Origin of the sequence: Reyranella sp. (genome assembly GCF_030651995.1) — a bacterium.
GTDB lineage: Bacteria > Pseudomonadota > Alphaproteobacteria > Reyranellales > Reyranellaceae > Reyranella.
Map to the genome: position 1 here is coordinate 13,217 of NZ_JAUSBN010000070.1, position 22,067 is coordinate 35,283.

20 protein-coding genes and 2 pseudogenes are annotated in these 22,067 nt (G+C 66.5%); 14 read left to right on the plus strand and 8 right to left on the minus strand.

Annotated features, from left to right (window positions below):
* Positions 1-77 precede the first annotated feature (77 nt).
* Positions 78-605: a hypothetical protein gene (locus Q7V45_RS21750; protein WP_304856014.1), complete on the plus strand. Its 528-nt coding sequence runs from the start codon at positions 78-80 to the stop codon at positions 603-605.
* Here Q7V45_RS21750 and Q7V45_RS21755 read toward each other — a convergent pair.
* The 4 genes from Q7V45_RS21755 to Q7V45_RS21770 all read right to left on the minus strand — a co-directional run bounded on the left by Q7V45_RS21755 (position 589) and on the right by Q7V45_RS21770 (position 4,147).
* Positions 589-1,794 (minus strand): CaiB/BaiF CoA-transferase family protein, encoded by a 1,206-nt coding sequence (locus tag Q7V45_RS21755; RefSeq protein WP_304856016.1) that lies wholly within the window; start codon positions 1,792-1,794, stop codon positions 589-591. The two genes, Q7V45_RS21750 and Q7V45_RS21755, sit on opposite strands and share 17 nt — an antisense overlap.
* A 98-nt stretch (positions 1,795-1,892) precedes the next feature.
* Complete coding sequence (locus Q7V45_RS21760; RefSeq protein ID WP_304856018.1) at positions 1,893-2,579, minus strand: DUF2848 domain-containing protein; 687 nt, start codon at positions 2,577-2,579, stop codon at positions 1,893-1,895.
* Between the two features lie 2 nt (positions 2,580-2,581).
* Positions 2,582-3,385: a putative hydro-lyase gene (locus Q7V45_RS21765; protein ID WP_370692645.1), complete on the minus strand. Its 804-nt coding sequence runs from the start codon at positions 3,383-3,385 to the stop codon at positions 2,582-2,584.
* Between the two features lie 9 nt (positions 3,386-3,394).
* Positions 3,395-4,147 carry an SDR family NAD(P)-dependent oxidoreductase gene (locus Q7V45_RS21770; RefSeq protein WP_304856020.1) on the minus strand — a complete coding sequence of 251 codons (753 nt, stop codon included), beginning with the start codon at positions 4,145-4,147 and terminating at the stop codon, positions 3,395-3,397.
* A gap of 252 nt (positions 4,148-4,399) precedes the next feature.
* On the opposite strand from Q7V45_RS21770, the gene Q7V45_RS21775 reads away from it, so the two are divergent.
* The 8 genes and pseudogenes from Q7V45_RS21775 to Q7V45_RS21805 all read left to right on the plus strand — a co-directional run bounded on the left by Q7V45_RS21775 (position 4,400) and on the right by Q7V45_RS21805 (position 12,719).
* Positions 4,400-4,570, plus strand: coding sequence for a hypothetical protein (locus Q7V45_RS21775; protein ID WP_304856021.1), 171 nt, complete (start codon positions 4,400-4,402; stop codon positions 4,568-4,570).
* A 65-nt stretch (positions 4,571-4,635) separates the two neighbouring features.
* Positions 4,636-6,558, plus strand: coding sequence for a protein kinase (locus tag Q7V45_RS21780; RefSeq protein WP_304856023.1), 1,923 nt, complete (start codon positions 4,636-4,638; stop codon positions 6,556-6,558).
* 5 nt (positions 6,559-6,563) lie between these two features.
* A pseudogene (locus Q7V45_RS27080) lies at positions 6,564-6,722 on the plus strand (hypothetical protein); the annotation flags it as partial.
* Positions 6,723-6,739: 17 nt separating this feature from the next.
* Positions 6,740-7,252 (plus strand): hypothetical protein, encoded by a 513-nt coding sequence (locus tag Q7V45_RS21785; protein ID WP_370692646.1) that lies wholly within the window; start codon positions 6,740-6,742, stop codon positions 7,250-7,252.
* A 93-nt stretch (positions 7,253-7,345) separates the two neighbouring features.
* Positions 7,346-10,015, plus strand: coding sequence for a molybdopterin-dependent oxidoreductase (locus Q7V45_RS21790; protein ID WP_370692647.1), 2,670 nt, complete (start codon positions 7,346-7,348; stop codon positions 10,013-10,015).
* On the plus strand, positions 10,015-11,421 hold the full coding sequence (gene cysG / locus Q7V45_RS21795; RefSeq protein WP_304856059.1) for a siroheme synthase CysG: 1,407 nt from the start codon (positions 10,015-10,017) through the stop codon (positions 11,419-11,421). Before Q7V45_RS21790 ends, cysG begins: the two co-directional genes overlap by 1 nt.
* 42 nt (positions 11,422-11,463) lie before the next feature.
* The gene (locus Q7V45_RS21800) at positions 11,464-12,219 is read left to right on the plus strand and encodes a DUF882 domain-containing protein (protein WP_304856026.1); all 756 of its coding nucleotides are present in this window, start codon (positions 11,464-11,466) and stop codon (positions 12,217-12,219) included.
* Complete coding sequence (locus Q7V45_RS21805; protein ID WP_304856063.1) at positions 12,213-12,719, plus strand: O-acetyl-ADP-ribose deacetylase; 507 nt, start codon at positions 12,213-12,215, stop codon at positions 12,717-12,719. Before Q7V45_RS21800 ends, Q7V45_RS21805 begins: the two co-directional genes overlap by 7 nt.
* A 92-nt stretch (positions 12,720-12,811) precedes the next feature.
* Here the strand turns inward: Q7V45_RS21805 and Q7V45_RS21810 are convergent, their stop codons facing one another.
* Entirely contained in the window at positions 12,812-13,087 is a 276-nt protein-coding gene (locus Q7V45_RS21810; RefSeq protein WP_370692648.1) for a GIY-YIG nuclease family protein, read from the minus strand.
* Positions 13,088-13,210: 123 nt separating this feature from the next.
* Positions 13,211-13,786, minus strand: a complete 576-nt coding sequence (locus Q7V45_RS21815; protein ID WP_304856032.1) for a DUF924 family protein — start codon at positions 13,784-13,786, stop codon at positions 13,211-13,213.
* Between the two features lie 47 nt (positions 13,787-13,833).
* Between Q7V45_RS21815 and Q7V45_RS21820 the strand changes: the two genes are divergently transcribed.
* Together Q7V45_RS21820 and Q7V45_RS21825 are read left to right on the plus strand one after the other, a co-directional pair.
* Positions 13,834-15,399, plus strand: coding sequence for a sulfatase-like hydrolase/transferase (locus tag Q7V45_RS21820; protein WP_304856035.1), 1,566 nt, complete (start codon positions 13,834-13,836; stop codon positions 15,397-15,399).
* Between the two features lie 13 nt (positions 15,400-15,412).
* Positions 15,413-16,420: a glutathione S-transferase N-terminal domain-containing protein gene (locus Q7V45_RS21825; protein WP_304856038.1), complete on the plus strand. Its 1,008-nt coding sequence runs from the start codon at positions 15,413-15,415 to the stop codon at positions 16,418-16,420.
* Between the two features lie 27 nt (positions 16,421-16,447).
* Here Q7V45_RS21825 and Q7V45_RS21830 read toward each other — a convergent pair whose 3' ends face one another.
* Positions 16,448-17,212 (minus strand): hypothetical protein, encoded by a 765-nt coding sequence (locus Q7V45_RS21830; protein WP_304856040.1) that lies wholly within the window; start codon positions 17,210-17,212, stop codon positions 16,448-16,450.
* A gap of 175 nt (positions 17,213-17,387) precedes the next feature.
* Here Q7V45_RS21830 and Q7V45_RS21835 point away from each other — a divergent pair, with 175 nt between their 5' ends.
* Both Q7V45_RS21835 and Q7V45_RS27085 read left to right on the plus strand, forming a co-directional pair.
* On the plus strand, positions 17,388-18,764 hold the full coding sequence (locus tag Q7V45_RS21835; RefSeq protein WP_304856041.1) for an adenylate/guanylate cyclase domain-containing protein: 1,377 nt from the start codon (positions 17,388-17,390) through the stop codon (positions 18,762-18,764).
* A gap of 208 nt (positions 18,765-18,972) precedes the next feature.
* Complete coding sequence (locus tag Q7V45_RS27085; RefSeq protein WP_370692649.1) at positions 18,973-19,164, plus strand: DUF2188 domain-containing protein; 192 nt, start codon at positions 18,973-18,975, stop codon at positions 19,162-19,164.
* Between the two features lie 307 nt (positions 19,165-19,471).
* Here Q7V45_RS27085 and Q7V45_RS21840 read toward each other — a convergent pair.
* A pseudogene (locus Q7V45_RS21840) lies at positions 19,472-20,568 on the minus strand (IS3 family transposase); the annotation flags it as partial.
* Positions 20,569-21,006: 438 nt separating this feature from the next.
* Between Q7V45_RS21840 and Q7V45_RS21845 the strand changes: the two are divergent.
* On the plus strand, positions 21,007-21,993 hold the full coding sequence (locus Q7V45_RS21845) for a tripartite tricarboxylate transporter substrate binding protein (protein WP_304856043.1): 987 nt from the start codon (positions 21,007-21,009) through the stop codon (positions 21,991-21,993).
* Positions 21,994-22,067: the final 74 nt, after the last annotated feature.

Consider the following 22,067-nt stretch of genomic DNA (forward strand, 5'->3'; position numbering starts at 1 on the left):
GCAACAGCGGCGGCGGGGTCGGGGTGTGGCGAAAAGCGTGCCTGCGGAACGGTTGCTGCCGACGCTAGAGTTTGTCCATGCAGCGGGTGGCGGTGTTCGGAACGACGGGATCAGGCAAGAGCTGGCTGGCCGAGCGCCTCGGCGAGCGCGCCGGCCTGCGCGTGATCGAACTCGATGCGCTCTTCTGGGGGCGCGACTGGCAGCCTGCGCCGGTCGACCTGTTCCGTCATCGCGTCGAGCGCGAGACCCGCGATGACGGCTGGATCGTCGTCGGCAATTACGGCCAGGTGCGCGACCTGGTGTGGCGTCCCGCCGACACGCTGATCTGGCTCGACCTGCCCCTGCCGCTGGTGATGGGACGCCTGCTGCGGCGGACGGTGAAGCGCGCCGTGACGCGCGAGGAACTATGGGGAACCGGCAACCGCGAAACGCTCGCCAACGCCTTCCTCAGCCGCAATTCGATCCTGCTCTATGCCCTGAAGACGCATCGCAGCAATCGCGAGCGCTTCGCCAAGGAATGCGAAGCGCTGGCCGGTGAGAAGCGCGTCGTGCGGCTGCGCAGCCAACGCGACGTCGAACGCTTCGTGCTCAGTCCGCCGCCTTGACCGCCGGCGCAGGCGCCCGCACGCCGCCGCGCGCCAGCATCGCGTCGATCTCGGCGGCGCCGTAGCCCAGCTCGCTCAGGATGACCGGCCCGTCCTCGCCGAGATGCGGCGCGTGCCGCTGCGGTGCATGCTCGGAGGCCGGCGGCAGGCCCGCGATATTGGCGACCGGCATGCGGCCGAACCCGTCCTGATCGATCCAGTCGATGGCGCCCGACTCCTTGACGTGCGGATGGTCGAGATAGTCGGAGTAATTGTTCACCCGCTCGCAGAACACGTCCTTGGGCTGCAGGATCGCGATCCACTCCTCGGTCGTCTTGGTCGGCATCGTCTCGTTCAGCGCCTTGATGATCTTGGGCGCGTTCTTGATGCGGTTCTCATGGCTCTGCAGGTCGGGGTCGTCGGCGATGTCCTGGCGGCCGATCAGTTCGAACAGCAGGCGGAAATGGTGCGGCCGCATGGCACTCACCATGATGTAGCCGTTCGACGTCTTGTAGCTGCCGGCCGGCATGTAGAGGACCGGCGGGTTGCCTTTGGAGTACACCCATTCCATCAGCTTGGCGCCCTGGAAGGCGGCTGCCGCGCGCATCAGGCTCGAGTCGATGAAGCAGCCTTCGTTGTAGCGGAACTGGCGCATCAGCGCCGCCGACAGCGCCTGGAAGGTGTAGAGACCGGTCGTCACGTCGACGGCGATCATGCCCTGCCGCCACGGCGTGCCGTCCGGCATCTTGTTCATCACCATCATGCCGCTGAACGCCTGGATCAGGCCGTCGACGGTCGGACGCTTGCTGTAGGGGCCGGTCTGGCCGAAGCCCGACACCGAGCAGTAGACGACGTTCGGGTTGATCCTCCTGATGTCCTCGTAGCCGAAGCCCAGCCGCGAGATGACGCCGGGGCGGAAGCTTTCCATCACGACATGCGCCTTGGCGGCGATCTTCTTCACGACGGCGACGCCGTCGGCGGACTTGAGATCGAGGGCGATCGAACGCTTGCCGCGGTTGAAGGCGACGGAATGGGCGCAGTGATCGCCCTTCAGTTCGCCCAGCGCGCGGCCCCAGTCGCCTTCCGGCGGCTCGATCTTGATGACGTCGGCGCCGTGCAGCGCGAGCAGCATGGAGGCGTGCGGCCCCGCGACGCCCTGCGTGAAGTCGAGAACGGTGATGCCGTCGTATGCGCCCTTGATCGTGGTCACTTGTTCCTCCCGAAGGCGCTGAACGTACGTTTAGCGACGCCACTCACGCAAGGCCCGACCTGCAGCCGAGCCATGCGTCTTCGCGATACAGACCGCCTTCAGGCGATGATCGGCAGGGTCTCGATGTCGTAGGCGTGGGTGATCGTGCGGCCGAGCACGGGATCCTCGAGTTCCATCTCGAAGCGCGACGAGGAGCGGATGCCGCCGATCGCCGGCATGGTGCCGCAGAACATCACGGTCCCCATGGGCAGGCGCTTGTTGTCCTTCCAGGCGAAGATCAGCTCGCGCGGATCACGGATCCTGGACAGCGGGCCTTCCTGGTAGACGACTTTCTTGCCGCCTTCCTGCACGAAGCTGCGCAGCACCAGTTGATCCCAGTGCGCCTCGACTTCCTCGAAACGCCAGGCGGTGCGGCCGATCGGCTTTGCGCACATCTGCTTGGAGACCGCGATTCCGTAGCTCTCGACCTTGCGGTCGGTATGGTCGGCGCCGACCGTCACCCAGAGCCGGTCGGCGGCGCCGATCAGCACCGGCTCGACTTCGCCCGAACTGTCCTCGCCCAGCACCTGGATGCGATCGGCCTGGGTGAGCATCTGCGCGGCCGCGCGGTAATAGATCGGCACCCGGGACGGCGGCTGCACGCCGATCGCCTTCAGTTCCTCGATGTGATGGTTGAGTGCCGTGACGTCGCGGCCGGTCCAGCCGGCGATGACCAGATCCTTGATGTCGACCGTGACCTGCTCGACCGCGCCCTTGGCGTGGCCCTCGAATTCCAGGCGCGCCATCGTCAGAGGACGGCCAGGCGGGAGTTGAGCAGGTCGGTAACGAGCATGTAGCCCGGCGCGTGGGTGATGCAGAATTCCGGCTTCACCGTCGCCACGACCGATTGCGGAGTGACGCCGCAGGCCCAGAAGACGGGCAACTCGTCCTCACGCACCGGCACGGCGTCGCCATAGTCGGGCTTGGAAATGTCCTTGATGCCGATCATCTCGGGCTTGCCGAGATGGACGGGCGCGCCGTGCACCGACGGGAACCGCGTCGTCACCTGCACGGCGCGGATCGCGTCGGCCGGCCTGAAGGGCCGCATCGACACGACCATCGGACCGTGGAACGGGCCGGCCGGCGCGCATTCGATGTTGGTACGGAACATCGGCACGTTGCTGTTGCAGGTCTGATGGCGAAGCTCGAGGCCGTTCTCGATCAGCGCTTCCTCGAACGAGAAGGAGCAGCCCAGAACGAAGGAGACGAGGTCGTCGCGCCACACACTCTTGAGATCGGTGACTTCCTCGACCAGTTCACCGTTCTTCCAGATCCGGTAGAGCGGAATGTCGGTGCGGATGTCGAGATCGTCGCCCAGGGTCGGCAGGCGCCAGTCGCCCGGCTCGGACTGGCCGAGCAGGGGGCAGGGCTTGGGGTTCAGCATGCAGAAGCGGGCGAAGTCGGCGGCGAGCGCCTTGGGCAGAATCGCGAGGTTGCCCTGGACATAGCCCGGCGCCATGCCGGAGGTGGGCAGGTGGGCGGCGCCTGCACGGATGCGCCGCCGCGCGTCGCGGCCGGTTTCGCCCTTGAAGCTGGTGATCGTGCTGTCCATCGCGAACTCCTAGACGTGCTGGCCGCCGTTGATCTGGATCTCGGCTCCGGAAACGTAGCTCGATCCCTTCTCGCAAAGAAAGTGAATCACGTCGGCCACCTCGTCCGGTGTGCCGAGCCGTCGCATCGGGATCTGCTCCTCGACGATCTTCTCGGTGCCGGGCGACAGGATCGCGGTGTCGATCTCGCCGGGCGCGATCGCATTCACGCGGATGCCGCGCGGGCCGAAATCGTGGCTCATCTCGCGGGTGAGTGCCGCGAGTGCCGCCTTCGAGGTGGCGTAGGCCGAGCCCGCGAACGGATGGACGCGGCTGCCGGCGATCGACGTCACGTTGACGACGCAACCCTGCGCCTTCGACAGCTCGTCGACCAGACCGCGGGCCAGCGCTACGGGTGCGAAGAAATTTACGTTGAAGACCTGTCGCCACAGGTCGAACGGCGTATCCATGGCGCCGAGCCGGCTGCCGCCCTTGCCCTTGGGCGAGATGGCCGCGTTGTTGACCAGGGCGTCGAGCCGGCCGCCGGCGAGACGCGAGCGGATCTGCTCGATGCCGCGGCCGATATCGACGGGATCCGCGAGATCGAGCTGCACATGGTTCTCGCCGCCGCTCGGCCACGGGCACAGCGCGCTGAACGGCTGGCGCGAGATCGTGATGACCCGCCAGCCATTGGCGCTGAACTTCTTGACGGTCGCATGGCCGATGCCTCGGCTGGCGCCGGTCAGGACCAGGGTCCTGACATTGTCGCGTGGGACTGTATTCATGGAACGATCCTAACCCGGCCGCGGCCGGAGTTCGCGGCCGATCTTGGTTCTAACGTGTGACGCAGGCCCTACGCCACGGCTTGTGGGGTTCACTTTTGTTCTTCGCATCATCTATTAAACCTTTGTGATTCCACGGCTTTGTTGGATTTCCAGGGCGTTTTGATTTATGCTTCGCTCTGGCTTGGCCCATTTTCAGGGCCGTTCGGGCCGTCTTTATTTTTGTGAAGTCGATTTTTTTTGGAGTTGTCCGACATGACGGACGAGCGACGGGCCTCGACGCCCACCCCCTATCTGCGCACGGGACCTGCCACGATGCTGACCGCGATCGGCCTCTGTGTTCTGCTGATGATCATGCAGCTCATGCCCGAAATGCGCGATGCTGGCCCGCTCCGGTCGTTCGTCGCCGCGGACATCAGCCGCTGATCCTCCTCAGCCGCTTGTGCGGCTGCTCTGGAGCGCGCATCTAGGGGCCGAGGTTGCGCGTGCCCATGACAGCAGAACACGATCAAGCTTTGCCGGTCGGCACGCGACTGGGCGATTACCGCCTCGACGCGCTGATCGGCCATGGCGGCTTCGGCATCACCTATCGGGCCTTCGACACCCAGCTCGCCAAGTTCGTCGCCATCAAGGAATACATGCCCGTCGAGTTCGCGACGCGACGGGCCGACGGCCAGGTGGCGCCGCGCGGCTCGCGCTTTGCCGACGATTTCACCTGGGGCCGTGAGCGCTTCCTCGACGAGGCGCGGGCACTGGCGCGGTTCCGTCACGTCCACATCGTGCCGGTGCTGCGCTACTTCGAAGCCAACGGCACGGCCTATACGGTCATGGAATTCGAGGACGGCCACAGTGTCGCGCAGCTCCTGCGCCAGCCCGGCCGACGCCTGCAGCCCGACGAGATCCGGCGCCTCGCCGAAGGCATGCTGAGCGGCCTCGGCGCCGTGCACGCCCAGGGCTTCCTGCACCGCGACATCAAGCCGTCGAACGTGATCGTGCGGCGCGACGGCGTGCCCATCCTGATCGACTTCGGTGCGGCGCGACAGGCGATGGGCGGCCGCACGCGCACCCTGACCAGCATCCTGACGCCGCAATATGCGCCGATCGAGCAATACGCGATGGACGGCAAGCAGGGACCGTGGACCGACATTTATGCGACGGCGGCGGTGCTGCATCACACGATCTCGGGTTCCGCGCCGCCCGAGGCGGTGAGCCGCGTCGGTACGGATCCGTACCGGCCGCTGGTGGCGACCCATGCCGATCGCTTCGACCCGTCGATGTTGTCTGCGATCGATCGCGGCCTGGCCTTCGCGCCCGAGCAGCGGCCTCAGTCCATCGCCGAGTGGCGGACGCTCTTCGGCGGCTCGCTGCCGCGTGTCGAGGATGCGCCGACGCAGCGCATGATGATGGAACCCGCGTCGGCATCCGTCGCCTCGGGGCCACGTCTCGGCGGGGCGAGTCGGCCGTCGACCGAGGAGATCGAGTCCGCACCGCCTGTCTCGCGGCGCAAAGGCTTCGTCCGACGGCGTCTGCCGATCGTGCTGGTGGTGCTGGTCGCCGTCGCGACCTGGAAGTACGCGCCGCAGATTCGCGAGCGCCTTCTCGGCGCGCCCGCCATCGAGACGCAGGCGAGCCTGCCGTCGCCGGTTCCGATCGCCGGGCCGGCGGAGCCATCGCAGGCGGCTGCGACACCGTCGCCGGTTCCGTCAGGTACCCCGGTGCCAGCGGCGGCCAGACCGCCGGTCACGGCACCCGACACATCGGCCCAGAAGGCGCTGACCGATCAGGCGCAGCGCGCTGCAACGGAAGCGCGGACGATGGCCGAGCGTGCCGAGGAAGCAGCGCGGGCGGCGCGCGCCATGGCGGGCGAAGCACGCATCGTGGCGGCACGGGCCGCGCGTCCCGATCTGGAGAACAGTGAGCGGCTCACCTATGGCGGTGGCGCGAGCTACATCGGCCAGGTCGTCGACGGCAAGCGCCAGGGATTGGGCGTCGCCGAGCTGGGCAATGGCGAACGCCAGGCCGGCGACTGGAGCGCGGATCTGATGAACGGTCTCGGCACGGTGCGTCTCTCCGACGATACGCGCTACGGCGGGCAGTGGAAGGAAGGCAAGTCGACCGGACTCGGTCTTCGCGAGAAGCCCGGCGCCGAGCGGTCGGAAGGCAATTTCGTCGGCGGTCGTCTCGAAGGCCTCGCTGTCCGGCGCACACTCGTCGAGCCGAACGTCGTGCAGGCTGGCGAGTTTCACGGCGACCTGCTCGACGGGCCGGGCGTCGAACGGATCGGCGAGCGCGAGCGCTACGAGGGCGGCTTTCGCGGCGGACAGCGCAACGGCTACGGCCAGGTCATCGATGCCGACGGCAAGACGAGCCCGGGGCGCTGGGCCGACGGAAAGCTGGTCGAATCGACGCCGTGACATCGGTGGCACGGAAGTTGCGCCGTCCCGGTTCGGAGAAGGACGTCCGGCACGTCGTCCTCGATCTCTCGGCGAGCGACATCACCTACGAAGCCGGGGACAGTCTCGGCGTCTTCGCCCGCAAGAGCCCGCAGCTCGTGCAAGCGGTGCCCGACCGGCTGGGGGCGCCACCGGCGAGGAAATGGTCGGCATCGATCACGAGGCGCTGCCGCTGCGTCAGGCGCTGCTCAGCAAGGTCGACATCGTCCGTCCGAGCGACGAGTGCATGCTGTTCCTGGCGAGTCGCGCCTTCGAGGGCGAAGAGGCCCTGAAGCTGCAGCCGCGGCTCTATTCGATCGCCTCGTCGCCCAAGGCGCATCCCGGCCAAGTCCATCTCACCGTGTCGGCCGTGCGCTGGAACAACAACGAGCGCACGCGCACCGGCATCGGCTCCTGCTACCTCGCCTTCTCGCGCGACCAGGCGGAGAAGATTTACGTGCAGACTCGCATGCGCGAGAATGCGGCGGAGCTCTGGGCCTGGTTCGAACAGGGCGCACACTTCTATGTCTGCGGCGACGCCAAGCGCATGGCCAGGGATGTCGAGATGGCTTTGATGGACATTGCGATGGGACCGGGGGCCACGAGCGCCACAGAGGCGAAAGCGTGGCTGGACGGCCTCGCCAAGGCGGGCTGCTATCAGCGCGATGTGTATTGAGGGCGCTCTGTCCCCAATTGACCCACCCGACCTCATCCTGAGGAGCCGTGCGCAGCACGGCATCTCGAAGGATGGGCACAGGACGTGGTGCGTGTGCCCATCCTTCGAGACGCACTCCTGTGGAGTGCGCCTCAGGGTGAGGTCGTGTTTGTCGTCATGACGGCCGCCGTCCACACCACGTGCCCCTATTGCGGCGTGGGATGCGGGATCGTCGCGACGTCCGACGGAAAGGGCGGCGCGGCCATCGCGGCCAACCATGACCATCCTGCGAATCGCGGGCGACTGTGCTCCAAGGGCGCGGCGCTGGGCGAGACGCTCTCGCTCGAGGATCGCCTCCTGCATCCCGAGATCGACGGTCAGCGTGTCTCCTGGGAGGTCGCGCTCGACACGGTGGCGAACGGTTTCCGGCGGACGATCGAGCGGCACGGGCCCGACGCCGTCGCCTTCTATGTCTCCGGCCAGCTGCTGACCGAGGACTACTACGCCGCCAACAAGCTGATCAAAGGCTTCCTCGGCACCGCCAACATCGACACCAATTCGCGCCTCTGCATGGCCTCGTCGGTGGCCGGCCACAAGCGCGCCTTCGGCAGCGACACGGTGCCCGGCCTCTACGAGGATTTCGAGCAGGCCGACCTGGTCGTGCTGGTCGGTAGCAACCTCGCCTGGTGCCATCCGGTGCTGTTCCAGAGGCTCGAGGCGGCGCGGCTTGCACGACCGTCGATGAAGGTCGTGGTCGTCGATCCGCGCCGCACCGAGACCTGCGACATCGCCGATCTTCATCTGGCGCTGAAGCCCGGCAGCGACGTGGCGCTGTTCAACCTGCTGCTGGCCGGCCTCGCGGGCCGTGGTGTCGTCGATCGTGACTTCGTCGACCGCCACACGTCAGGTCTCGATGCCGCGCTCGCCAGCGCGCGCGCGACGGATCCTGCCGTCTGCGGCCTGCCGCGGTCCGATATCGAGATCTTCATCGACTGGTTCGCCCGCACCGAAAGAGTCGTGACGCTCTATTCGCAGGGCGTGAACCAGTCGAGCGCCGGCGTCGACAAGGTCAATGCGCTGATCAATTGCCATCTGCTGACCGGCCGCATTGGCCGGCCCGGCATGGGACCCTTCTCGATCACCGGCCAGCCCAACGCGATGGGCGGCCGCGAGGTCGGGGCGCTCTCCAATACGCTGGCGGCCCACATGGATTTCGGTGCGGCCGAGATCGACCGGGTCGCGCGCTTCTGGCGGGCCGCGCGCATGGCGACCCGGCCCGGCCTCAAGGCGGTCGAGCTGTTCGAGGCCGTGCGTGCGGGACGCATCAAGGCGGTGTGGATCATGGCGACCAATCCGGTCGCCAGCCTTCCCGATGCCGATGCGGTACGCGAGGCGTTGCAAGGGTGCGAACTCTCCATCGTCTCCGAAGCAATCCGTGCCAGCGACACGGTCGATGCCTGCCGCATCCGTCTGCCCGCCCTCACCTGGGCGGAGAAGGACGGCACGGTGACGAACTCCGAGCGTGGCATCTCGCGGCAGCGGCCGTTCCTGCCACCGCCCGGCGAGGCGAAGCAGGACTGGTGGATCGTCTCGGAGGTCGCGCGGCGCCTCGGTCACGGCAAGGCCTTCGCGTGGCGCGGTGTGGCCGACATCTTCCGCGAGCATGCCGCTCTCTCGGCCTTCGAGAATGAAGGCACCCGCGATTTCGACATTGGTGCCTGTGCCATGCTCGACGATGCGGCCTACGAGTCCTTGCAACCGTTCGTGTGGGGAGGCGGGCCGCAGCAGCGCTTCTTCGGCGAAGGCGGTTTCTTCCATGCCGACCGTCGTGCGCGGTTCATCGCCACGAAGGTCCGCGCGCCGGTCAATGCACCGGACGAGTCACGGCCACTGATCCTCAACACCGGCCGGGTGCGCGACCAGTGGCACACCATGACGCGCACCGGGAAGTCGGTGCGCCTTGCCGGTCATCGCCCGGAGCCCACGATCGAGGTGCATCCGCACGATGCTTCGGCGCGAGGTCTCACCGATGGCGACATCGCGGAGGTGACGAGCGCGTGGGGCCGAGGCGCGTTGCGTGTCCATGTGACCGACTCGTTACGCTTCGGCGAGGTCTTTGCGCCCATGCACTGGACCGCGCAGGTGAGTCGCGCGGGGCGCATCAACGCTGCAGTGAATCCCGCGGTCGATCCCGTCTCGGGCCAACCGGAACTGAAACACACGCCCGTCGAAATTCGCCGTCTTGATATGCGCTGGCATGGCACGATTCTCGCTCGGCGCGCGGTGATGCTGCCGGAGATTTCCTACTGGGCGCGGATCAGAGGCGCCGGCTATCACGCCTATCTCGTTGCAGGCGACCAGCCGTTCGCAGTTGCACAACAGGCGCTGTCTGCCGCGGTGCGTACGGCCAACCCCGGCCCCTGGCTTGTTGGCGAGAAGGGCGTGGGCGCGGTCGTCAGCGATGGCCGGGTCGAGGCGGTGATGACGCTGGGGTCAACATACCAGGCCGACGCGCGCGACCGCTTCGCACCGTTCATGGCGCTGGATCGTCTGACGACGGAGCAGCGCGACGAGTTGCTGCACGGCGGAACGGACATGCATCGCGGCGGTGAACTCTGCGCCTGCTTCGGCGTGTCCTGTGGCGCCGTCGAGGCGGCCATCGCCGATGGAGCGACCTCGCTGGCCGCGATCGGCGCGACCACGCAGGCCGGCACGAACTGCGGTTCCTGCCGTTCCGAGATCCGTGCGCTGTTGCGGGCCGCGCGCCTCGTGAAGGTCGCGTGATGCAGACGTTCCCGCTCTTCCTGTCGTTGCAGGGCCGCCGTGCGCTGGTCGTCGGCGGCGGAGACGCGGCCGCGCGCAAGGCGGAGCTGCTGCTGAAGGCCGGCGCCCAGGTGTCGCTCATCGCCGAGACGGTCGGCGGCGAGGTCGCACAGTTCATCGCCGAGGGACATGTGTCCTGGGCCGGTCGCTCCTTCGACGACAACGACCTCGAGGGCATATCGCTGGTCATCGTGGGGAGCGACGACGAATCCCTGCAGGCGCGCGTGTCCGCCGCCGCCCAGAGGCGCTGCGTCCCGGTCAATGTCGTCGACCGGCCCGCACTGTCGAGCTTCATCATGCCCGCGATCATCGATCGTTCGCCGATCACGATCGCCGTGTCGACGGGAGGGACTGCGCCGGTTCTGGCAGCCCGCATCCGCGCCGAGATCGAACGCAGCCTGCCGGCGGCCCTGGGTCGGCTGGCGCGCTTCGCCGACGTCTTTCGCGAACAGGTTCGCCGTACCCTCGTCGTGCCGCGTGCGCGGCGCCGCTTCTGGGATCGCGTCTTCGAAGGCCGGGTCGGCGAGCTCGCCCTGGCCGGCGACGAGATCGGGGCGCGCCGCGAACTGATCCGGCTGCTGGACGGTTTCCGCAGCGAGGCGCCGTCGGTTGGCATGGTGCATCTCGTCGGCGCCGGACCGGGCGATCCCGATCTCCTCACCCTCAAGGCGCACCGCCTGCTGCAGCGGGCCGACGTCCTGGTCTACGACCGGCTGGTTTCGGACGAGATCCTGTCGATGGCGCGTCGAGACGCCGAGCGGGTCTATGTCGGCAAGCGGCGGACGAACCATTGCGCCCCGCAGGAAGAGATCAATGACCGGCTGGTCGCGCTGGCCCGGGCGGGCAAGAGCGTCGTGCGGTTGAAGGGGGGCGACCCCTTCGTGTTCGGCAGCGGCGGCGAAGAGGTCGAAGCGCTGGTCAAGGCGGGCGTGACGGTCGAGGTCGTGCCCGGCGTGACGGCCGCCCTGGGATGTGCCTCCAGCGCGGGCATTCCGCTCACCCATCGCGATCACGCCCAGGCCTGCGTCCTGGTCACCGGCCACCTGAAGAACGGCACCGTCGATCTCGACTGGAAGATGCTCTCGCGGCCGCGGCAGACCGTCGTCATCTACATGGGGACGGGTGCGCTGCCCCAGATCGCGGCGCAACTCATTGCCCACGGTCTGCCCGCCTCCACACCCATCGCCCTGATCGAAAACGGCACGACTGACCGGGAGCGTCGCATCGTCGGGACCCTGGCCACCATCGATCGGCAGGTCCAGCGGGCCTTCCTGAGCGGACCAGCTATCTGCATGGTGGGTGCGGTTGTCGGCCTCGCCGTCGGCCGGGAACAGGAATTTAACTTTGAGTCGAGAATGGGTCTCTGATAAGGGTGTCTGTGACAAAAATGCAACAACACCGGGGCACGGATGCGTAGTTTTGTACTGAGCCTGGCGACACTGTTGGCATTTGCCGGCACGGGCTTCGCCCAGACCAATACAGGGGCTTCGACCGCTCCCAAGGTCAAGACCGCCGCGACCGCGACTACCAAGACTGCTACCACGAAGAAGAAGACTGCTGCACCCACGAAGTCGGCGAACGTGCAGAAGGCCGCCGCCCAGCAAAAGAAGACACCGCCCACCACGCAGCAGCAGAAGATGCGCGCGGCCCGTTACGGCGGGTTCGCGCCAGCCGCCGCCGCCCTGGCCGCGCCGGTTCCGACGCCCGATCTCGACCTGTCCAGCCCTCGCAGCCTCAGCCTGGTGAATTTCAACACCAAGGAAGAGCTGACCGTCACCTACTGGTCGAACGGCGCCTATCACCGCAGTGCGCTCGACCAGCTGAACCAGTTCCTGCGCGATAGCCGCGACAGCGGCACGACCGAGATGGATCCGCTGCTGTTCGACGTGCTGTGGCACACCGCCCGCATCTCCGGATACGGCGGCCAGGTCGAGGTCCTGTCGGCCTTCCGCTCGCCCGAGAGCAATGCCTGGCTGGCCAGTGTCAGCCGCGGCGTGGCGCGCGACAGCCAGCACATCAACGGCAACGCCATGGACATCCGCTTCCCGGGTGTCCCGGTTTTCCGCATCCGCCAGGCCGCGCGCTCGCTCAACATGGGCGGCGTCGGCTTCTACCCCCGCTCTGGCTTCGTGCACATCGACACGGGTCCCGTTCGCTACTGGTAAAAAAAGTGAGCCGCATCGAGATCGTCGAGGGCGACATCACGCGCCTCGACGTCGATGCCATCGTGAACGCCGCGAAGGAGAGCCTGCTAGGCGGCGGTGGCGTCGACGGCGCCATCCATCGCGCCGCCGGGCCTGAGCTGTTGGCCGAGTGCCGCATGCTGGGCGGCTGCCCCACCGGTGAAGCAAGAATTACCGCCGGCTACCGCCTCAAGGCGCGCCGCGTCATCCATACGGTCGGTCCGGTCTGGCGCGGCGGCACGCAGGGCGAGCCTGAACTGCTGGCCCGCTGCTACCGCAACGCGCTGGCGCTCGCCGTCGTGGAAGGTTTGCGAAGCATGGCCTTTCCCGCCATATCGACCGGCATCTACGGCTATCCGAAGGAAGCCGCCGCCGAGATCGCCGTCCGCGAGGTCCGCCTGATCGGCATGCCCGAGCACGTGATCTTCTGCTGCTTCGATGCGGTTACGGCGGACGTCTATCGCGAGATTCTGGGCGGATAAAAGGTCCCTCGACTTCGCTTCGCTACGCTCGGGACGACAAAAGTACCCGTCGTCCCGACCGGAGCGCGCAGCGCGGAGTAGAGGGACCTCTTTTAGCCGTCGATTTCGCCCGACAGGTCCCGCCAGTCCGGATTGGAACGGTTGATCAATGCGACCTTCTTGCCGCGATTCCAGTTCTTCAACTGCTTCTCGCGCGCGATGGCATCAGGCGCTGTTTCATGCGGCTCGACGAAAATGAGCCGGTCGATCTTGTACTTGGCAGTATGGATCACGCGGCCGAGTCGATGCTCTTCGAGACGTCTTGGCAGGTTGGTCGTGACGCCAATGTACAGCGCGCGCCCGGTGGCACTCGCCAGTATGTAGACCACGGGCTGCCGCATAAAAGGTCCCTCGACTTCGCTTCGCTCCGCTCGGGACGACGGGAAATAATATCGCGTCTTCGTCTCCGTCGTCCCGACCGGAGCGCGCAGCGCGTAGCGGAGGGAGCTCTCTTACTGCCCGTATCTGTTGGCGTTCTTCAGGTACTCGAGCTCCTCCGCCGTCGTGCTGCGGCCCAGCACCTCGTTGCGATGGGGGAAGCGGCCGAAGCGGGCGACGACGTCGCGATGGTCCAGGGCCGACTTGATGTTGTTCTCGCCGCCGATCGTCTCGAACAGGGCGCAGGCGAGCTGCTGGTCGGCGAGATGCTCGCTGTGGCCGAACGGCATGTAGAAGAACAGCCGCATGTCGACGGGAAAGACCGACGGATAGAAGCGCGCCAGCGCGTAACGCGCGATTTCGATGGCCCGGGCATCGCCCGCAAAGGCGCGCGCCGTCTTGCGGAAGCAGTTCCGGGTGAACTGGTCGCAGAGCAGGATGAGCGCCAGCGCGCCCTCGGGCGAATCCTTCCAGGCGTCGAGTTCGCCCGCGATGGCCCGCTCGATCGCGGGACCGAATCGTCCGATGGTCTCGGCGTCGAATTCCGGCGTGCTCTTCCACCAGATGTCTCGCGGCTTGCCGTGATCGGGGTGGCCAAGCGGCAGGAACCAGAAATCGATGATGTCGCGGATGGACGGCGGCTGTGTCATGCGGCTTAGTTAGACAGGGCACGCAGAAGCCGTCGAGTGAGGAAACCGTGGGCAAGGTCAAAAACGTTCTGTTCATCATGTGCGACCAGCTGCGCGCGGACCATCTGTCCTGCGCCGGCCATCCGCATCTGAAGACGCCGGCGATCGATGCGCTGGCGGCGCGCGGCGTGCGCTTCCCGCGCGCTTATGTGCAGTCCGGTGTCTGCGGCCCCAGCCGCATGAGCTTCTACACCGGCCGCTACGTGTCGAGCCACGGCGCCACCTGGAACCGCGTGCCGCTCTCCCTGCGCGAGAAGACGCTCGGCGAGTTCCTGTCGGCCGCCGGGATCCGCGTGGCGCTGGCCGGCAAGACCCATGTGCTGCCCGATCTCGAAGCATTTGAGCGGTTCGGCATCGAGGGCGGTTCGGCCCTGGAAGCGCTGATGCGCGCCGGCCGCTTCGAGGAGCTGGATCGCTACGACGGCCACTCGCCGCCCGGCGCGGAGAGCGGCTATGCCGACTATCTGCGGCGTAACGGTTACGTTTCCGACGATCCGTGGAACGACTTCGTGATCGCCGCCGACGGGCCCGGCGGCGAGAAGGCCTCGGGCTGGCACATGCGCAACGTCCACCTGCCGGCGCGCGTGAAGGAGGAGCATTCCGAGACCGCCTACATGACGCGCGAGGCGATGCGCTTCATCGACGAGATGGGCGAGAAGCCGTGGTGCCTGCATCTCAGCTACGTGAAGCCGCACTGGCCCTACATGGCGCCGGCGCCCTATCACAACATGTACGGCGCCGCGGATATTCTGCCGCTCAATCGCGACGAGCAGGAGAGGGCGAACGAGCATCCCGTGCTGGCCGCCTATCGCGAGATGGAGGAATCGGTTTCCTTCAGCCGGCCCGAGGCGCCGGGCATTGTGCGGCCGGCCTATATGGGCCTGATCCGCCAGCTCGACGACTGGCTGGGCCGCCTGTTCGCGCACATGGAACGGGCCGGCCGGCTCGACGACACGCTGATCATCTTCACCGCCGACCATGGCGACTTCCTGGGCGACCACTGGCTGGGCGAAAAGGAAATGTTCTACGAGGAGGCGCAGCGCGTGCCCTTCATCGTGGTCGATCCCGATCCCGAGGCCGACCTGACGCGCGGCACGGTCGACGAACGCTTCGTCGAGGCGATCGACGTCGTGCCGACCATCCTCGAGACCTTGGGCCTGCCGCCGCAGGATCATCTGCTGGAGGGGCGTTCGCTGCTGCCGCTGCTGCGCAGGATCCATCTCGACACGTGGCGCGACGCGGTGTTCTCCGAACTCGACTATTCCTTCCGCGAGGCGCGTACGATCCTCGGCCGCAAGCCCGACGAATGCCGCGCCATCATGGTCCGCACCGACCGCTGGAAATACGTCTGGTGGCAGGGCTACCGGCCGATGCTGTTCGATCTCGTCAACGACCCGAAGGAGCGGCGCGATCTCGGCGCCGACCTGACCTATGCGCCGATCTTCCGTGAGATGGAGGAGCGGCTGAACGCCTGGGCGAAGGCGCGCAAGAACCGCGTCACGGTCGACGACGCCTATGTCGCGGCGCGTACGGCCAAGCATCGCCAGCACGGCATCTTCTTCGGCCAGTGGTAAAATGAGTGGTGACATGAGCACGACCCCCTACATCCTTCACGGCTTCGGCCCGTCGCCCTATTCGGTGAAGATGCGCGCGATCCTGCGCTATCGCCGGCTGCCCTTTATCTGGAAGGCCGTGGGCTGGCCGCGCGACGTCGCGGTCGCGGCGGGCCTGCCGCCCGTGATCCCGGCGCTGACGTTCCCCGACGGCACGGTGATGAACGATTCGACGCCGCTCGCTCATGCGCTGGAACGCGCCCATCCCGGCCAGCGCTCGATCATTCCAGATGATCCGGCGCACGCCTATCTCAGCGACCTGCTGGAGGATTTCGGCGACGAGTGGGTCACCAAGATGATGTTCCACTATCGCTGGTTCTATGCGCCCGACCGCGCGTTCGCCCAGGATTGGGTGATCACCTCGCGCAATCCGCAGATGCCGGAGGCCGAGCGGCGCGAGGCGATGAAGGCCTTCAACGACCGTCAGGTGGGCCGCATGGCGATGGTCGGCTGCACCGAGGGCAACCGTCCGATCATCGAGGACAGCTACCGCTTCATCCTCGACACGCTCGATCGCCACGTGCGCCGGATGGAGTACCTGTTCGGCTCGCGGCCGTCTCTGGCAGAGTTCGGCCTGTTCGGCCAGCTGCAGATCCTGTCAGTCGATCCGACGCCGATGATGGAGATGCGGGCGCGGGCGCCCGACGTCTATTGCTGGCTGCTGCGTCTCGACGATGCGTCGGGCGTCGAGGGCGAATGGCTGGCGGCTGACGCGCCGTTGCCGGAAGGCGTGACCGCGTTGCTCAAGCACTGCGGCGAAACCTATCTGCCGTTCCTCGCCGCCAATCGCGCGGCGCTCGAAAGCGGCGCGCCCTCTGTCGATCTCGACATTCTCGGCCGGCCATGGAGCCAGGCGCCCTTCCGCTACCAGGCCAAGTGCTACGACGCGTTGCGCAAGAAGCTGGCGGCGTTGCCGGCCGACGTGCGCCGGCGGCTCGATCCCGTACTCGAAGCGACAGGCTGCCTGCGCTGGCTGGAGTAGCGTGTGCTTTCGACGTGGTGAATCCGCTCAGAACTCCATCGGGTCGCGGAAGTGCGCCTTGAAGATGCGATCGCGGTGTTCGACCAGGATCGGGTCGAGCGCCGCCACGATCTGCGGGTCGGTGGCAGTGAAGGCCGGGCGTGAAGCCTCCCGGATAGGACACTGCGCGGCGGGCAGCGGCACAATCATGTTCATGATCGACGTCCAGTAGATGTCGACGCAGCTCAACCCTTCGCCCACGAAGTAGGGCACGCCGCGTGCCTGTTGCGCGCGGAGCTGTGTCGAGAGCCCGCGCAGGGTGGCGCCGATGCGCGCACCCGCCGCCGCCGAGTCGTCGGCGTCGAAGCCGTATTTGTCGATCAGCGGCGCCATGCGCGCGCCTACACCGGCCTTCACGGCCATCGCGAACATCTGCAGGCGGCGGTTCCAGGCGATGCCGCCTTCGCCCAGGATCTCGTGGCCGAGTCCGATGGCCAGCGCGCGCTGCAGCGGATCGGCGGGGAGAAGGGCGGGTGTCGGTGCGAGGCGCTCGGCCAGCAGCAGGATGTCGAGCCAGCGGTTGAGCGGCGGGCCGTCGCGCCAGGCGACGACGGGTCCGCTGTTCTGGCCCGACCAGGTCACGATCTCTTCATTGGCGGCGCCGACATCGAGCGGGGCGGCGACATAGTCCAGTCGCTTGATCTCGAGGATCGTCTTGGCGGCCTGGCTCCACGGGCTCGGCACGCCGCGCACCAGCACGATGCGCAGTCCGTCGTGGCCGATGATCTCGGCGGGAGTCCTGTAAACCAGCATGGCGTCTCCTTCGGCGGCAATCTTTGTGGTCGCACGAGGGCAAAGCCAACGATCATTTCGATGGCTTGAGACGAGAATTTCTCACACCGTCATTCACGCTTCTTTGAACGAAACTCCGTTCACGCGCACACGCTGAGCGCGTAAGCCGTTCAGCCCGTTCGGAAAACGCAGGAACATGTCATCAGCCCTCACCCAGGATGGCGCCGTCTCGCGCCTGCGGCTCCGGCTCCAGGAAGAAGAGCATAACGGCCTCGCCTTCGCGTTCCGCTTCCGGCTGATCGCGCTCGGCATCGTCGCGGTCTGGCTGCTGTTCGCCGCCGGACCGGCGCGTGTCGGCATCGGCGTCGGCGCCTGCGTGACGATGATGGCGTCGGCCTGGATCGTCTATGCGCTGCGCGGCTCGCCCCACGCGCGGGCGGTGCAGCTCGCCGTCACCGTGCTCGACGTGACGGTCATCACGATCGGCACGCTCGTGCCGATTCCCGGCGCGCCGGACAATGGCCTGTGGCTCGAACAGGTGTTCGGCCGCCGCTCGCTGTTCCTCTACCTGGTCATCTATCTCACCGCGAGCGCGCTCAGCTATTCGGTGCGCACCGTGATCCTGACCGGCGCGGCCTCGCTGGTGGCGCTGATCGGTAGCTTCATCTGGACCGCGCTCGACCAGGCCCGCGCCTACGGCATCGATCTCGCGGGCACGGCCGACCTCTGGCCGATGGCACGGGGCATCTTCGCGCGGCTGATCGGTCCCGGCTTCGTGACGCCCGAGGCCTTCCTGATCCAGCAGCTCATCTTCATGACGCTGTGCACCGGCTTCATCGCGATCGCGGTGTGGCGGGCCCGCGCCCATCTCGGCCGTACCCTCTCGGCGGAGGGCGAACGCAACAATCTCGCGCGCTACTTCTCGCCCAACCTCGTCGATCGCCTGGCCGGCGCCGAGAACGATTTCGAGGCCGGCCGCGAGAGCAAGGCCACCGTGCTGTTCGTCGATGTCGTGGGCTTCACGCGCCTGATGGAAGGGCAACCGCCGCAGCAGACCATCAATTTCCTGCGCGTCTTCCATCAGCGCATGGCCGAATGCATCTTCGCCCACGGCGGCACGCTCGACAAATTCATCGGCGACGGCGTCATGGCGACCTTCGGCACACCGGACGCCCAGCCCGACGACGAGACCCGCGCGCTGCGCTGTGCCCTCGGCATGGTGCGGTCGGTCGAGGCCTGGAACCGCGGCCGTCGGACACGCGGCCTGCCGGTGGTGCGCATCGCCGTCGGCGTGCATGTCGGGCCCGTGCTGATGGGCGCCATCGGCAGTCCCAACCGTCTCGAATACAGCGCCGTCGGCGACACGGTGAACGTGGCGAGCCGGCTGGAGCATCTCGCGCGGGCACACGATGCGGTCATCGTCGCCAGCGCCGAGACGCTGGCCGCCGCCGTCAACTCGGGCGGCTTCGGCGCGGCCGACAGCAGGCACTTTCGTCCCGTCGGCGCGGTCCAGGTTCCCGGTCGCGGCGAGCCGGTCGAGGTCTTCGTGGTAGGGCTGAATGGGAAAGCTTGAGTCTTTCCATAGGCTTAGGGCGGCATAACCAACCAAGAATGCAATTCGGGAGGCCTAACCGCCGGTGCGATCCCCGCTCTCATCATTGAGACAGGCCGGAGAAAGGGCTGTGATCAAGTTGCCGCTTTGGTAGGAAATCGACATTTATCTCTGGTTGTTCCTTGAAAGAAGATCGCTAGCAAGATTCAATCACTCAAGGAGGGCCACAATGAACAATAAAACACTGTACGTCTCAAGCCATGGCCGTGATGGCGGGGTAGTAAAGCGAAGCGGATCTGCAAATCCTACGTCAACTCATTCAACGCAGTCTGCTGCGTGGATTGAGGCGCGTCGATTGGCTCGAGGGGCAGGCGGAGAGGTGCGGCTATTGCCGCTACTGTTCCCGCTGTTGAACCAATAGAATTGAAGTTGAACAGCCCATCTAGCCCGAGTGGACGCCCAGCCCACGCTTGACTGATCCGGGTCAGCACCCTTGCTGAAGTCGTTGTTGGCAAATGGAGGATCGGGAAGATGCGATCCTTCTCAGTGGGCGTGAGTTGCGAAAGAGCAATAGCTTCACCGGCTCTGACCTGCCCTGATTCTTCGGACCACGGTTAAGTTGGAAGAACCGGCGTCTCCTGGTCGTTCGATTGTCCCTTCAAGGACGGTGTTGCAACGGGCCGGGGCGCGAAGCCCCCGCATCGCGCAGCGCCCCGGCCCGTTGCGGAAGCGGGAGCTGCGTTGGTGTGTTGAAGCTTTGCGGCGAACTCGGCCGGCGTCAAATAGTCGAGGCTCGAATGCGGGCGAACTTCGTTGAAGTGTTTGCGCCAGGCTTCGATGACGACCTTGGCCTGTGCACGTGACAGAAACCACTCCATGCCGAGGCATTCGTCACGGAACTTGCCATTGAAGCTCTCCAGCATTCCGTTCTGCCACGGCTTACCGGGATCGATCAGGGCGGTCTGGATACCCTGATCGACGATCCACTTCAGCAGCGCCCGCGAGACGAACTCCGGGCCGTTGTCGGAGCGCAGGTAGAGCGGCGCGCCGCGTTCGCTGACCAGCCGCGACAGCACCTCGATCACGCGGCCTGAGCGGATGCGACCATCGACCTCGATCGCCAGGCCCTCCCTGGTCCACTCGTCGGTGACGGTCAGGCACTTGAGGTGTTGCCCGTTGGCGCACCAGTCGAAGACGAAGTCGTAGGACCACACCTGATTGGCGCCAGTGGGCGCCTGCGGACGGGGCCGCCCGGTCGCGATCCGCTTGCGCGGGCGCTTGCGGGGCACCTGCAGCCGGGCCCGCCGCCACAGCCGCCAGGCCCGGCCCCAGCTCATGGCATGACCCTCGCGATCGAGGAAGATGCGGATCCGCCGATAGCCGAAGCGCGGGTACTGCGCGCTCAGTGTCGCCATGCGCGCCAGCACAGGCGCATCCTTCTCGGCCTTCGTCGACCGGTAACCCAGAGCCGAACGGGCCACGCCCAGCAGCGTGCAAGACCGTCGTTGCGACAGGCCGCGGCGCCCTGCATACGCCACCTGCTCGCGACGGGCCGGCACGCCTACCATTTTTTTGCAGCGATCTCCTTCATCACCTCGATCTCCAGGTCGCGTTCCGCCACCAGCTTCTTCAGCCGTGCGTTCTCCTGCTCGAGCTGCTTCAGGCGCCGCACATCGTCCGGCTGGAACGACCCGAACCGCTTCTTCCACGTGTAGATCGCCTGATCGCTTACGCCGTGGCGCTTGGCCACCGTCGCTACCGGATCCCGATCCGTCTCCCGCAAGATCCCCACGATCTGCTCTTCCGTGAACTTCGACTTCTTCATCCCCTGCCTCCTCTCGGAGGCCAGTCTCTCAACTAATCGTTGGTCCGAAAACCCGGGGGCAGGTCAGCTCTAGCGCGGAGCAAAGGGACATAACGGTACGGCATTTGTGAATCTCCCCCTTTTTCTTTTGCGTTCTTGGCTTCCCAACGCGCGAGCTGCCAACTTTGGCACAACTATTGGGAGAGTCGAGTCGTGTCCGGAGCATTAGCCACCGCTTATCCGGCCGCCTTTTGGCGGCGGAGGGCACGATTTTTCGTCCCCGTCTATGCGAGCCGAGGCGAGCCGGTCGAAGTCTTCGTGGTCCCGATTTCCAACGTGATGGCCCGCTGAGCGACGTCGCGGGCCGCAGCGCGAGCCGGTGATGCCGGTTCGCGTGACGCCCCCCGGACAGGCTGTTAGCGTCCGCGCCACAAACAAGAAATGTCATCCGGAGGATCAATGTTCGAGTTCAAGACCAGCCGCCGCGCCCTGTTGGCCGGCGCTGCCGCCACCCTCGCCGCGCCGGGCCTCGTCCGCGCGCAGGACGCGTTTCCCAACAAGACCATCAAGTTCGTCGTGCCGTGGACTCCGGGCGGCGCAACCGACAACATCTCGCGCATCGTCACGGCCAAGATGTCGGAGCTTCTGGGCCAGCAGGTGCTGATCGACAATCGCGCCGGTGGCGGTGGTACGATCGGCACCGATGCCATCGCCAAGGCAGCCCCTGACGGTTACACGATCGGCCTGATCACCGTCTCGATGTTCTGCATGGCGCCGGCGCTCTATGCCAAGCTGCCCTACGATCCGGTGAAGGATTTCTCGCCGATGGCCGGCATGTCGGTGTGGCCGAACATGCTGGTGGTCCATCCCAGCGTTCCCGCGAAGACCGTGCCGGAGCTGATCGCCCTGCTGAAGGCCAATCCCGGGAAGTACAACATGGCCTCGTCCGGCTCAGGGACCACGATCCACCTCGCGGGCGAGATGTTCAAGCAGCTCACCGGCACCGACATGCTGCACGTTCCCTACAAGGGCAGCGCCGGGGCGATTCAGGATCTCATCGCCGGCAACGTGAACATCATGTTCGACAACATGCCGAGCTGCTGGCCGCATGTGCAGGCGGGCAAGCTGCGGGCGCTCGGCGTCACCAGCCGGACGCGCAACAAGGCGGCGCCCGACGTGCCGGCGATCATCGAATTCGTGCCGAACTATGTGGTCGAGGTCTGGATGGGCTTCGGCGGGCCGGCTGGCGTGCCGAAGCCGATCATCGACAAGTTGGCCGCCGTCGGCACCAAGGCGCTCGAGGATTCCGACGTGAAGGCGAAGTTCGCGGCCCTCGGCAGCGATCCCTGGCCGATGCCGCCCAAGGGGCTGCAGGACCGCATCGTGAGCGAGATCGCCGTGTGGGCGCCGATCGTCAAGGCGAGCGGCGCCAAGGTGGACGGCTAAGGCCGGCCCAACCGGACATCGAACCGGCGCGCCGTCCTCCGTCCTGGAGGACGGCTATCGCGGCATTGTTGCTT

Coding starts and splice junctions, on each gene's coding strand:
- cysG (WP_304856059.1), top strand. CDS start 10,015: ATGCAGACGTTCCCGCTCTTCCTGTCGTTGCAGGGCCGCCGTGCGCTG.
- Q7V45_RS21765 (WP_370692645.1), bottom strand. CDS start 3,385: ATGGACAGCACGATCACCAGCTTCAAGGGCGAAACCGGCCGCGACGCG.
- Q7V45_RS21845 (WP_304856043.1), top strand. CDS start 21,007: ATGTTCGAGTTCAAGACCAGCCGCCGCGCCCTGTTGGCCGGCGCTGCC.
- Q7V45_RS21770 (WP_304856020.1), bottom strand. CDS start 4,147: ATGAATACAGTCCCACGCGACAATGTCAGGACCCTGGTCCTGACCGGC.
- Q7V45_RS21830 (WP_304856040.1), bottom strand. CDS start 17,212: ATGCTGGTTTACAGGACTCCCGCCGAGATCATCGGCCACGACGGACTG.
- Q7V45_RS27085 (WP_370692649.1), top strand. CDS start 18,973: ATGAACAATAAAACACTGTACGTCTCAAGCCATGGCCGTGATGGCGGG.
- Q7V45_RS21835 (WP_304856041.1), top strand. CDS start 17,388: ATGTCATCAGCCCTCACCCAGGATGGCGCCGTCTCGCGCCTGCGGCTC.
- Q7V45_RS21780 (WP_304856023.1), top strand. CDS start 4,636: ATGACAGCAGAACACGATCAAGCTTTGCCGGTCGGCACGCGACTGGGC.
- Q7V45_RS21760 (WP_304856018.1), bottom strand. CDS start 2,579: ATGGCGCGCCTGGAATTCGAGGGCCACGCCAAGGGCGCGGTCGAGCAG.
- Q7V45_RS21800 (WP_304856026.1), top strand. CDS start 11,464: ATGCGTAGTTTTGTACTGAGCCTGGCGACACTGTTGGCATTTGCCGGC.
- Q7V45_RS21775 (WP_304856021.1), top strand. CDS start 4,400: ATGACGGACGAGCGACGGGCCTCGACGCCCACCCCCTATCTGCGCACG.
- Q7V45_RS21825 (WP_304856038.1), top strand. CDS start 15,413: ATGAGCACGACCCCCTACATCCTTCACGGCTTCGGCCCGTCGCCCTAT.
- Q7V45_RS21750 (WP_304856014.1), top strand. CDS start 78: ATGCAGCGGGTGGCGGTGTTCGGAACGACGGGATCAGGCAAGAGCTGG.
- Q7V45_RS21815 (WP_304856032.1), bottom strand. CDS start 13,786: ATGACACAGCCGCCGTCCATCCGCGACATCATCGATTTCTGGTTCCTG.
- Q7V45_RS21785 (WP_370692646.1), top strand. CDS start 6,740: ATGGTCGGCATCGATCACGAGGCGCTGCCGCTGCGTCAGGCGCTGCTC.